General features: G+C 73.7%; 11 protein-coding genes. 2 read left to right on the forward strand and 9 right to left on the reverse strand.

Translation table 11 applies throughout. From position 1 onward, the window contains the following. Positions 1-10 precede the first annotated feature (10 nt). Genes CW362_RS28240 through CW362_RS28260 form a run of 5 tightly spaced genes read right to left on the reverse strand, consistent with a single transcriptional unit; the run spans position 11 to position 5,493 of the window. Positions 11-808, reverse strand: a complete 798-nt coding sequence (locus tag CW362_RS28240; RefSeq protein WP_103552427.1) for a type III pantothenate kinase — start codon at positions 806-808, stop codon at positions 11-13. 8 nt (positions 809-816) lie between these two features. Further along, positions 817-1,794, reverse strand: coding sequence for a carboxylating nicotinate-nucleotide diphosphorylase (gene nadC / locus CW362_RS28245; RefSeq protein WP_103552437.1), 978 nt, complete (start codon positions 1,792-1,794; stop codon positions 817-819). 5 nt (positions 1,795-1,799) lie between these two features. Continuing rightward, complete coding sequence (locus tag CW362_RS28250) at positions 1,800-3,569, reverse strand: L-aspartate oxidase (protein ID WP_103552428.1); 1,770 nt, start codon at positions 3,567-3,569, stop codon at positions 1,800-1,802. Next, positions 3,566-4,558 (reverse strand): pantoate--beta-alanine ligase, encoded by a 993-nt coding sequence (gene panC / locus CW362_RS28255; protein WP_103552429.1) that lies wholly within the window; start codon positions 4,556-4,558, stop codon positions 3,566-3,568. Before panC ends, CW362_RS28250 begins: the two co-directional genes overlap by 4 nt. After that, a complete protein-coding gene (locus CW362_RS28260) occupies positions 4,555-5,493 on the reverse strand; it encodes a Rossmann-like and DUF2520 domain-containing protein (RefSeq protein WP_103552430.1) in 939 nt (312 codons plus the stop codon). Before CW362_RS28260 ends, panC begins: the two co-directional genes overlap by 4 nt. 220 nt (positions 5,494-5,713) lie before the next feature. On the opposite strand from CW362_RS28260, the gene CW362_RS28265 reads away from it, so the two are divergent. Then, positions 5,714-6,925: a threonine aldolase family protein gene (locus CW362_RS28265; RefSeq protein WP_103552431.1), complete on the forward strand. Its 1,212-nt coding sequence runs from the start codon at positions 5,714-5,716 to the stop codon at positions 6,923-6,925. Between the two features lie 106 nt (positions 6,926-7,031). Here CW362_RS28265 and CW362_RS28270 read toward each other — a convergent pair whose 3' ends face one another. Further along, the gene (locus tag CW362_RS28270) at positions 7,032-7,232 is read right to left on the reverse strand and encodes a hypothetical protein (RefSeq protein WP_103552432.1); all 201 of its coding nucleotides are present in this window, start codon (positions 7,230-7,232) and stop codon (positions 7,032-7,034) included. A 159-nt stretch (positions 7,233-7,391) separates the two neighbouring features. Between CW362_RS28270 and CW362_RS28275 the strand changes: the two genes are divergently transcribed. Then, on the forward strand, positions 7,392-8,501 hold the full coding sequence (locus CW362_RS28275; RefSeq protein WP_103552433.1) for a DUF5937 family protein: 1,110 nt from the start codon (positions 7,392-7,394) through the stop codon (positions 8,499-8,501). 187 nt (positions 8,502-8,688) lie between these two features. Here CW362_RS28275 and CW362_RS28280 read toward each other — a convergent pair whose 3' ends face one another. The 3 genes from CW362_RS28280 to CW362_RS28290 form a co-directional block, all read right to left on the reverse strand. Beyond that, positions 8,689-9,321 (reverse strand): AAA family ATPase, encoded by a 633-nt coding sequence (locus tag CW362_RS28280; protein ID WP_103552434.1) that lies wholly within the window; start codon positions 9,319-9,321, stop codon positions 8,689-8,691. A 94-nt stretch (positions 9,322-9,415) separates the two neighbouring features. Then, positions 9,416-10,087: a response regulator gene (locus CW362_RS28285; protein WP_103552435.1), complete on the reverse strand. Its 672-nt coding sequence runs from the start codon at positions 10,085-10,087 to the stop codon at positions 9,416-9,418. A 53-nt stretch (positions 10,088-10,140) separates the two neighbouring features. After that, the gene (locus CW362_RS28290; protein ID WP_103552436.1) at positions 10,141-11,346 is read right to left on the reverse strand and encodes a sensor histidine kinase; all 1,206 of its coding nucleotides are present in this window, start codon (positions 11,344-11,346) and stop codon (positions 10,141-10,143) included. Between the last annotated feature and the right edge of the window lie 123 nt (positions 11,347-11,469).

The raw sequence follows: 11,469 nt of genomic DNA on the forward strand, positions 1-11,469 counted from the left end.
CCGTGCCGCCCTAGCTGCGGGAGACGTTCCGCTCGTAGACCAGGCGCAGCCCGATCAGCGTCAGCCACGGCTCGTGCTCGTCGATCACCGAGGACTCGCCGAGGACCATCGGGGCCAGTCCGCCGGTGGCGATGACGGTGACGTCCTCGGGGTCGTCGGCGAGCTCGCGCGCCATCCGGTTCACGACGCCGTCGACCTGGCCGGCGAAGCCGTAGATGATGCCGGACTGCATCGCCTCGACGGTGTTCTTGCCGATCACCGCGCGCGGCCGGGCCACCTCGATCTTCCGCAGCTGCGCGCCCTTGACGCCGAGCGCGTCGACGGAGATCTCGATGCCGGGGGCGATGACGCCGCCGACGTACTCGCCCCGCGCGCTGACCGCGTCGAAGGTGGTCGCGGTACCGAAGTCGACGACGATCGCCGGTCCCCCGTACAGCTCGACGGCCGCCACGGCGTTGATGATCCGGTCGGCGCCGACCTCCTTGGGGTTGTCCGTGAGGATCGGCACGCCCGTCTTGACGCCGGGTTCGACGAGGACGGCGGGGACGTCTCCGTAGTAGCGCCGCGTCACCTCGCGCAGCTCGTGCAGCACGGACGGCACGGTGGCGCAGATCGCGATGCCGTCGATGCCGTCGCCGAGTTCCTCGCCGAGCAGCGGGTGCATGCCCATGAGGCCCTGCAACAGCACGGCGAGTTCGTCGGCGGTGCGGCGCGAGTCGGTGGAGATGCGCCAGTGCTCGACGATCTCCTCGCCGTCGAAGAGACCGAGGACCGTGTGGGTGTTGCCCACGTCGATGGTCAGCAGCATGGCCGGGGTTACTCCGCCGCTCGCAGGTCGAGGCCGATGTCGAGGATCGGGGAGGAGTGCGTGAGCGCGCCCACCGCCAGGAAGTCGACGCCCGTCTTCGCGTAGGCCTCGGCGTTTTCGAGGGTGAGGCGGCCGGACGCCTCGAGCAGGGCGCGGCCGGCGACGAGGGCGACCGCCTCCTCGCACTCCACGGGCGTGAAGTTGTCCAGCAGGATCAGGTCGGCGCCCGCGTCCACGACGTCGCGCAGCTGGTGCAGGGTGTCGACCTCGACCTCGACCGGGACCTCCGGGAACATCTCCCGTACGGCCTTGAACGCCTCGGCCACGCCGCCGGCGGCGACCACGTGGTTGTCCTTGACCAGCGCCGCGTCGGACAGCGACATGCGGTGGTTGACGCCGCCGCCGCAGCGCACCGCGAACTTCTCCAGGGAGCGCAGGCCCGGCGTGGTCTTGCGGGTGTCCCGCACCCGCGCCTCGGTGCCCTCCAGGGCGTCCGCCCACGCGCGCGTGGCGGTCGCGATGCCGGACAGCCGGCACAGGAGGTTGAGGGCGCTGCGTTCGGCCGTCAGCAGGTCGCGGGTGCGCGTGGTGACGCTCAGCAGCTTCTGGCCGGCCTCGACCACGTCGCCGTCCTCGACGTGCCGCTCGACCTCGAACTCGTCGGTGCAGACCACGGACAGGACGGCCTCGGCGACCCGGAGGCCCGCGACGACGCCCGCGTCCCGGGCGGTGAAGTCGCCGGTGGAGACGGCGTCCTCGGGGATGGTCGCGACCGTCGTCACGTCCACGCCGTGGTCGAGGTCCTCCTGGATCGCCACGTTCGCGATGTCCTCGACCTCCATGGGGTCGAGACCGGCGTCGACGAGGAGCTGGGCGAGAGCGGGATCGAGGCCGCACTCCATGTACGCCTCGTCCATGTCTGCGCCGCAGCCGCAGCCGTCGCCGCAGCCGCCGCTCTCGGCGAGGGGAAGGTCGTGGGTGCTCACTTCGGTCACTGCTCCTGGGGACGGGACGGGGGCGCCGGGTGGGGCTGCCGGGATGTCGGGGGGAAGTCTGCGGTATCGGTGGTGCCGACGGCGAGCGTCCGGTCGGGATTCAGCCGTACGACGATGTGGCGGCGCCACTGTTCGTCGTCCCGGTCGGCGTGGTCCTCGCGCCAGTGGCAGCCTCGCGTCTCCTCGCGCAGGAGGGCGGCGGCGACCAGGACGCGGGCCACGCACAGCAGGTTCGTGGCCTCCCAGGTGTCGACGCCGGGCTCGGAGGTCTTGCCGTTCTCGTCGAGGGCGTCCCGCGCCTCGGCGTGCAGCCGCTGGAGCTGCTCGGCCGCGGCCGTGAGGGACTCGGCGGAGCGCAGCACACCGGCGCCGCTCGTCATGATCCGCTGGACCGCGAAGCGGGTCTCGGGGGCGAGCAGCGGGTGCGCGGGCGTCTCGGGGTGCGGGACGGGTTCGGGCACGCGCGCGTGCAGGCCGTCCTCGGCGTGGCACGCCGCGATGTCGGCGGCGATGCGCTCGGCGTAGACGAGGCCTTCGAGCAGCGAGTTGGACGCGAGCCGGTTGGCGCCGTGGACGCCCGTGCAGGCGACCTCGCCGCACGCGTACAGGCCGGGGACCGTGGTGCGGCCCCGGGCGTCGGTGCGGACGCCGCCGGAGGCGTAGTGGGCGGCCGGGGCGACCGGGACGGGCTCGGTCACCGGGTCGATGCCGTGGGCGCGGCAGGCGGCGAGGATCGTGGGGAAGCGGTGCTCCCACATGGCGGCGCCGAAGTGCCGGGCGTCGAGGAACATGTGCTCGGCGTCCTGCTCCAGCATGCGGCGCGTGATGGCCTTGGCGACGATGTCCCGGGGCGCCAGTTCGGCCAGCTCGTGCTGTCCCAGCATGAAGCGCACGCCGTCCGCGTCGACCAGGTGGGCGCCCTCGCCGCGTACCGCCTCGGAGACCAGCGGCTGCTGTCCCTCCGCGTCGGCGCCGAGGAAGAGCACGGTCGGGTGGAACTGGACGAACTCGAGGTCGGAGACCTCGGCGCCCGCGCGCAGGGCGAGGGCCACGCCGTCGCCGGTGGACACGGACGGGTTGGTGGTCGCGGAGAAGACCTGGCCCATGCCGCCGGTCGCGAGGACCACGGCGGGGGCGTGGACGGCGCCCACTCCGTCGTGCTGGCCCTCCCCCATGACGTGCAGGGTCACGCCCGCGGTGCGGCCCTCGGCGTCCGTGAGGAGGTCCAGGACGAGCGCGTTCTCGACCGTGCGCAGGCCGCGCGCGCGGACCGCCTCGACGAGGGCCCGGGAGATCTCGGCGCCGGTCGCGTCGCCGCCCGCGTGCGCGATGCGGCGGCGGTGGTGGCCGCCCTCACGGGTGAGTTCGAGGTCGCCCTCGGAGGACTCGTCGAAGTGGGCGCCGGTCGCGATGAGCCGGCGCACCGCGTCGGGGCCCTCGGTGACGAGGGTGCGCACGGCCTCCTCGTCGCACAGGCCCACGCCCGCGACGAGGGTGTCGTCGAGGTGCTGCTCGGGGGTGTCGCCCTCGCCGAGGGCCGCGGCGATGCCGCCCTGGGCCCAGCGGGTGGAGCCGTCGTCCAGGCGGGCCTTGGTGACGACGACGGTCCGCAGTCCCGCGGCCTCGCAGCGCAGGGCGGCGGTGAGCCCGGCGACGCCGGAGCCGACGACCACGACGTCCGCGGTCAGGGCCCAGCCGGGGGCTGGGGCGTGCAGGCGTATGCCGGTGCCAGTGGCGGTGTCTGAACCTGTGCCTTTGCCGGTCACGAGGCGGCTCCGAAGGTGAGGGGAATGTTGTCGATCAGCCGGGTCGTCCCGACCCGGGCGGCGACGGCGAGGACCGCCTCGCCGGTGAAGTCGTCCGGGATCTCCGTGAAGTCGGAGGGGTCGACGAGAGCGAGGTAGTCGAGGACGAGCGGCGGCCGCAGGCGGGCCGCCTCGTCGAGGACCAGCCGGGCCGCCGAGCGGACCCCGCCGGGCCAGCCGGGGACGGCCTTGGCGACGGCGTGCGCGTCGGCCGCGGCCCGCGACTCGCCTATGGCGCTGAGGGCCTCGGCGCGCTCGCGCGTGGCGGGCACCTCCAGGGCCCTCGCGCGCAGCGCCTCCTGGGCGGCGTGCCGGTCGCGGCCGGCGAACAGGGCCTGGGAGAGGGCGAGCGCGGTGCGCCGCTCCTCGGCCGAGAGGTAGCGGTTGCGGCTGGAGAGGGCGAGCCCGTCCTCCTCGCGCACGGTGGGGACGCCGAGGATCTCCATGCCGAAGTTCAGGTCGCGCGCCATGCGCTTGATCAGGGCGAGCTGCTGGGCGTCCTTCTGGCCGAACAGGGCCACGTCGGGCCGGGTCAGGTGCAGCAGCTTGGCGACGACGGTGAGCATGCCGTCGAAGTGGCCGGGCCGCACGGAGCCTTCCAGGCGCTCGCCCATCGGCCCCGCCGAGATCCGGACCTGGGGCTCGCCGCCGGGGTAGACCTCGTCGACGGACGGTGCGAACACGACGTCGGCGCCCGACTGTTCGGCGATCTTCAGGTCGGCGTCGAGGGTGCGCGGGTAGCGGTCGAGGTCCTCGCCCTGCCCGAACTGGAGGGGGTTCACGAAGACGGTGACGACCACCTCGCCCTCCTCTCCCGCGATCTCGCGGGCGGTGCGGATCAAGGTGGCGTGGCCCTCGTGGAGGGCGCCCATGGTCATCACGACGGCTCTGCGGCCGGTCCGGGCGCGCGCGGACAGTTCGTCGGCGGTGCGCAGCAGGGTGGTGGTCATCGGGTGTCTCCCTCGGTCCCCTGGGTCGCGTCCGTCCCGGCGGCGAGTACTCCCAGGAGGTCCTCGGCGAGTTCCGGCTTGAGCAGTCCGTGGGCGAGCGCGCGGTCGGCGGTCGCGCGGGCCATCGCCAGATAGCCGGCGACGGTCTCCGGGGCGTGCTCGCGCAGTTCGGCGACGTGCGCGGCGACCGTGCCCGCGTCCCCGCGCGCGACGGGTCCGGTCAGGGCCGCGTCGCCCGACCTGAGCGCGTTGTCCAGGGCGGCGCCGAGGAGCGGGCCGAGCATCCGGTCGGGGGCCTCGACACCGGCGGTGCGCAGCAGGTCCATCGACTCGGCGACCAGGGTCACCAGGTGGTTGGCGCCGAGCGCGAGGGCCGCGTGGTAGAGCGGCCGGGACTCCTCGGCGATCCACTCGGGCTCGCCGCCCATCTCGATCACGAGGGCCTCGGCGGCCAGCCGCAGCTGTTCGGGGGCGGTGACCCCGAAGGAGCATCCGGCGAGCCGCTGGACGTCCACGGCGGTGCCGGTGAACGTCATCGCGGGGTGCAGGGCCAGCGGCAGCGCGCCCGCCCTGAGGGCCGGGTCGAGCACGCGCGCGCCGTACCGTCCGGAGGTGTGCACCAGGAGCTGTCCCGGGCGGACGGCGCCCGTCTCGGCGAGTCCCTCGACGAGCCCGGGGAGCGCGTCGTCCGGGACGGTCAGCAGCACGAGGTCGGCGCGCTCCAGGACCTCCGCCGGGGACACCAGCGGTACGTCGGGCAGGAGCTGCGCGGCACGCCGCCGGGAGGCGTCGGAGACGCCGGAGACGGCCACCGGGCGGTGTCCGGCGAGCTGGAGCGCGGCGGCGAGCGCGGGTCCGACACGGCCGGCGCCGACGACGCCGACGGTCAGCCGCGCGGGGCGGTCCTTGGGCTCTGGCTGGGGATGTGTACTCACTCGACGGCGGCCTTCCGTTCCAGTCCGCTCGGGGTACCGGACGATTTCTCGTCATGTTAACGCGATCGGCTGGAGGGCCGTTCGTCCATCCACAGGCTGTGGGTTTCCCCGGGCCGCCCGGCCGGCCCGCGCACCGGCCGCGCGAGCGGGATCCGCGCAGGTCACGGCGGACGCGGATTTCGGGGTGACCGGGAGGGGCGGCTCGGGCCATGATCCTGGGATGAGCGATACGGCGGCACGGAGCGGGACGGAACCCGCGGAGCGGGACGAACGGGAGACGGCGGAGCTGTCCCCCAAGGAGCGGTTCGAGCGGCGGGCGGCGGCCTGGAAGGCGGCCGGACGGGTCCTGTGGCGGCCCGGCTACCAGTTGACGCTCCGCGAACGGCTGGACTGGCTGAGCGAGGGCGCCGGTGCGGTGGCCGACCTCGACGAACGGGTCGACATGTACGGCGACGGCCTCGTCGAGAGGCTGGAGGAGCGGGTCGCCGAGCTGCTGGGCGCGGAGGCGGCGGTCTTCTTCCCGACCGGGACCATGGCCCAGCAGGTCGCGCTGCGCTGCTGGGCGGGCCGAACCGGCGACCCGACCGTGGCCCTGCACGCCCTCAGCCATCCCGAGGTCCATGAACGGCAGGCGTTCAGCCAGGTCAGCGGTCTGCGTCCGGTCCGTCTGACCGACGAGCCCCGGATGCCGACCGCCGAGGAGGTACGGGACTTCCCCGAGCCGTTCGGCGCGCTGCTGCTGGAACTGCCCCTCAGGGACGCCGGTTTCGTCCTGCCCACCTGGGAGGAGCTCACCGAGGTCGTGGAGGCGGCCCGGGAGCGCGACGCGGTGGTCCACGTCGACGGGGCCCGGCTGTGGGAGTGCGTCCCGCACTTCGGCCGTCCCCTGGCGGAGATCGCCGGCCTCGCGGACAGCGTGTACGTCTCGTTCTACAAGTCGCTCGGCGGTTTCGGCGGTGCCGCCGTCGCGGGACCGAGGACGCTCGTGGACGAGGCGAAGACCTGGCGGCACCGGTACGGCGGCATGATCATCCAGCAGTTCCCGACCGTCCTGTCGGCGCTGATCGGCCTGGAGCGCGAGCTGCCCCGGCTGCCGGAGTACGTCGCCCACGCGCGCGTGGTGGCCGGCGCCCTGCGCGAGGGCTTCGCCGAGGCCGGCGTCCCCTGGGCCCGGGTGTTCCCGGAGGAACCGCACACCCACCAGTTCCAGGTCTGGCTGCCGTACGAGCCGGACGTCCTCGGCGACGCGGCGCTGCGGCACGTGGAGGAGACGAAGACGGGGCTGTTCGCCCAGGGCTGGAACCGGGGCGGCCCGGGACTGGCGTACACCGAGGTCACGGTGGCCGAACCGGGTCTGGAGTGGACGGCGGACGACGTGAAGGCGGCGGTCCGCACGTTCGTGGAACTGCTGCCGGACCGGGTCACCACGTAGTACGGGGGCGCCGTGCAGTCCCGGGGCGCCGCGTAGGCCAGAGGCACCGCGCAGTCCCGGGGCACCACAGCGGCATGAGGAGCGGGACAAATCGGCAGCGCGGGTCTCAGCCGCCGCGCAGCCACCGGCCCAGGGCTCCGCGCAGGCGGCCGGTGGCCGGACGCCCGGCCATCACCGCCCGGAACCGGCGGTAGTCGCGCAGCTCCCGCGCGGTCTCCAGGTCGTGGCTGCCGGGCGCCGGAGGCGCGGCCTCCCCGTGCTGCGCGGCCCGGTAGCCGTCCAGGAGGTACTGCTGGGTGATGCTCATGACCGATCCCCTCTCGGCACGGGGGCCGGGATCCGCGAGTGCCGCGCGAACCGCCCCGGTCGTCCCAGGCTGCGCCTGATCACGGCGGCTGTCGCTCCGATTGACGGCCGCCGTCAATCGACGGCGGCCGCTGTCGGCGGCGGGGTGCACCATGGGGGCATGAGCGTGCGCATCGACATCGGCGGGCTGCGGCCGGAGCGCGTCTTCGTCGTGCCGTCGCCGCTGGCCGAGCTGGGGATGGCGCTGCACACGCTGGCGGAACCGGGACACCACCCGGGGTTGCAGGGCTGGGCGACGGGGGTGACCGCCGGGCTCGATCCCCATCTCGCGGACCGGATGTGCGAGGCCGACTTCCTGTGGCGTACGACGTTCTCGGACCTGTTCCTGCCCTGCGCCGGCGTCCCGGGCGGGGCCTCGCTGCCGGGCACGACGCTCGCCGAGGACCTGGACCTGCTGGACAAGCTCACGGACGAGCAGTTCGTGGACGCGGCCCTGGAGTTCACCTGCGCGCCTGCCTACGGCTCCGAGGGGCCGCACGCCCTCTCCGACCCCGAGGTGCGGCGGCGCGCCGTGGATCTGGCCGCCTCGCGGGGGCCGCAGCAGACGCGGTTCACCGAGCGGCTGCTGGTGGACCCGCCGGGCGTGCGGGCCTGGCTGCGGCAGTTCCTGGAGGACTGTGACGAGGCCTTCTTCGCCGAGACCTGGTCCCGGCTGCGCCACCCGCTCGCCGCGGAGGCCCGTCACAAGACGGATCTGCTCCGGCACAAGGGCCTGTCCGAGGCACTGGCCTCCGTCTCCTCCGCCCTGTCCCTGGACGAGACGGCGCGGGTCGTCACCGTCGACAAGCTGACCGAGGGAAGCACGACGGTCACGGCGGACGGCGGTCTGCTGCTGGTCCCCACCAGCCTCGGCCGTCCGCACCTGCTGGTGCTGCACCGGTACCGGTGGCAGCCGGTGCTTCAGTACCCCGTCAGTTCCACCGAGCTCACCGCCCCGCTCTCCGTGGAGCAGCTCACCCTGCGGATGGCCGCCCTGTCCCACCCGGTCCGGATGCGCATCTGCCGCCACCTGGCCCGCAGCGCGTACACCACCGGCGAGCTGGCGCAGGCGCACGGCATGACCGCGCCGGAGATATCCCGGCACCTGGGCGTGCTCAAGAAGGCGGGCCTGATCACCACGCGGCGCCGCGGCCGGTACGTGCTGCACCAGCTCGACGTCGGCGTGGTGGCCCGCCTGGGCAGCGACTTCCTGGAGGGGATCCTGCGCTGAGGGCCCGTGGCCGGGCGAGCGCCCGTGAGCGGCTCGGTCGGTTCGGTCCGGTGGGTGGGGCGGGGCCGTGCCGGTGCATCAGCCCGTCGCCGTCGGATGAGGTGTGACCGTCGGTGGCGACGGGCGTCGATGTGCCGGCACGGCCCCTCGCGCCGGATCCCGGCCGCGGGTGCGTCGTGGTGGCGGGTCAGTCCAGGCGGATGTGGCGCACGCTCGTCCGTGCCCGGCGCAGGCGTCCGCGCAGGGCACCGTCGCGGTTCGGCGTGAGTGTCAGCCCCGCGAGGACCGCTATGCGGTCGGCGGTCCTGGCGACCGTGGTCTCGTCGGTCCACAGGTGCTCGGCGAACTCCGGCTCGCGCAGTCGCTCCAGACAGTGGTCGAGCCGCCCCACCGCCCAGCTCTCGCGCCTCAGCGGGGTGTCCTTCCCCGCGACATGGCCGACGAGGTGCCCGAAGCCCCGTTCCCGCAGCCGCCGAAGGACGGTCTCCCGCTCGGCCAGCAGCGTGAAGTGCCGTACGTCGTGGCCCAGTTCACGCAGCCGCCCGACCGTCTCCCCGAAGTACCCGGGGTCCGTGACCGTCATGGGGGCGATGACCACGCCGTCCCGCTCGCCGAGCGCGAGGTCGAGCACCTCGACCACGCCCTGCCGCCAGGACACCAAGTCCTGGAAGTCTCCGCGGAGTTCGGGCGGGAGCATGCGGTGGAGGCCGAACCCGGCGTGTTCCGGATCGCAGATGACGCTGCCGGGCAGGCGGCGCCGGATCTCGTGTGCGGTCTGTGTCTTGCCGCCCCCGAAGGGCCCGTTGATCCACAGGAGCATGCGCAGACCCTAGTGCGCGCCGGTCACGTCCCGGTCACGCCCCGCACCCGGCCGCCGGCCGTACGGCGCGGGCCGGGGGAAGCGGCTGCGCGCGTCAGCCGAGACCGCCCGCCCGGACGAGTCCCGTCTCGTAGGCGAGGACGACCACCTGGACCCGGTCACGCAGTCCCAGCTTGGTGAGGATGCGCCCGACGTGCGTCTTCACGGTGGCCTCCGAGAGGACGAGACGGGCCGCGATCTCCCCGTTGGACAACCCCTGCGCGACGAGGATCATGACCTCGCGCTCACGGTCGGTGAGGCGCTCGAGCCCCTTGTGCTGGGGCTCCTTGCCGGCGTTGGGCAGCAGCGGCGCGAACCGGTCGAGCAGGCGCCGGGTGGTGGACGGCGCGACCACGGCGTCGCCGCTGTGCACGGAGCGGATGGCGGCGAGCAGCTCGCCCGGGGGAACGTCCTTGAGCATGAACCCGGAGGCGCCCGCCTTCAGCCCGGAGAACGCGTACTCGTCGAGGTCGAAGGTGGTGAGGATCAGCACCTTCGGCGGGTTCGGGTCCGAGCAGATGCGGCGGGTGGTCTCCACGCCGTCGAGCTTCGGCATGCGTACGTCCATCAGGACCACGTCGACCTCGGTGGCGCCCAGCACCTGCAGGGCCTCGACGCCGTCGCCCGCCTCGGCCACGACCTCCATGTCCGGCTGGGCGGCGAGCACCATCCGGAAGCCGGTGCGCAGCAGCACCTGGTCGTCGACGAGCATCACGCGGATCGCCATCGGGGGCCTTTCACTTCGTCAGGGTCGTTCGGAGGGTCGGGTGTGTACAGGTGTCAATGGGCCGCTTTGAGCGGCAGCAGGGCGCTGATGCGGAACCCCCCGCCGGGCCGCGGCCCGGCGTCCAGGGTGCCGCCGACCATGCCGACGCGCTCCCGCATGCCGATCAGGCCGTGCCCCTGCCCGTCGGCGCCGCCCTCCTCGTACAGCTCGTGCGGCGCGCCCTTGCCGTCGTCCTCGACCAGCAGACCGAGGCCGTCGTCGAAGTAGACCAGACGGACACTGGCGCCCGCGTTCGGGCCTCCGTGCTTGCGGGTGTTGGTGAGCGCCTCCTGGACGATGCGGTACGCCGTGAGCTCGACGCCGCTGGGCAGGGGGCGCGGGGTTCCCTCCACCTTGAAGTCGACGGGCAGGCCCGAGGTGCGGCACTGCTCGATGAGCTCGTCGAGCTGCTCCACGTCGGGCTGCGGCACGTACTCGCCGACCTCCTGGTGCTCGCCGGTGCGCAGGACGCCGAGGAGCCGGCGCATCTCGGCGAGGGCCTGCCTGCCGGTCCCGGAGATGGTCTCCAGCGCCTTCTTGGCCTGGTCCGGGGCGGTGTCCATGACGTACGCGGCGCCGTCGGCCTGAACCACCATCACCGAGACGTTGTGCGCGACGACGTCGTGCAGCTCGCGCGCGATCCGGGCGCGCTCGGCGGCGACCGCGACCTTGGCCTGCGCCTCGCGCTCCTTCTCCAGGCGTGCGGCGCGCTCCTCCAGCTGCGCGAGGTAGGCGCGGCGGGTGCGGATCGAGTCGCCGAGCACCCAGGCGAGCGCGAACGGGACGGTCTGGAAGATCGCTATGAAGACGCCGCCGGGCCCGCTGGCCTCGGTGGCGGGCCAGCGGAGCTGGGAGAGGGTGCCCGCGCACAGGCCGCCGATCAGGGCGAGCCGGGAGGCCCAGCGGGCTCCGTTCGCGGCGACCGTGTAGATGATCACCAGCATGGCGAAGTCCTCGGGCGCCGACGGGACGTCCAGGACCAGCTGCGCGAGACCGGCCGCCACGGCCAGGAGCAGCATCTTCTCGGGCATGCGGCGGCGCAGCGCGACGACCGCGCTCAGCACGACGGCGATCGGGAGCGCCGGGAAGATCGACGACGACCCCTTCGCGGCGCCGTTGAGGTTGCTGATGCTCACCCAGGAGATCCCGAGCAGGGCGACGGCCCAGAAGCTGTCGACCCATGTCGGGTACCTGCGGAGAAAGTCGTAGAGGCGCTGCACGTAACCCAGAGTATGGAGGCGCGCGGTGTGCCCGGGTCAACCGGAGGACCGATCCGGCGCCACCCGTCGTACTCCCCAAGGTGGAGGCTCCCCGCTCCGGGACGCTTAGCCTGGCCCCGTGGA

It is taken from the genome of Streptomyces populi, from assembly GCF_002911015.1.
Classification (GTDB): Bacteria; Actinomycetota; Actinomycetes; order Streptomycetales; family Streptomycetaceae; genus Streptomyces; species Streptomyces populi.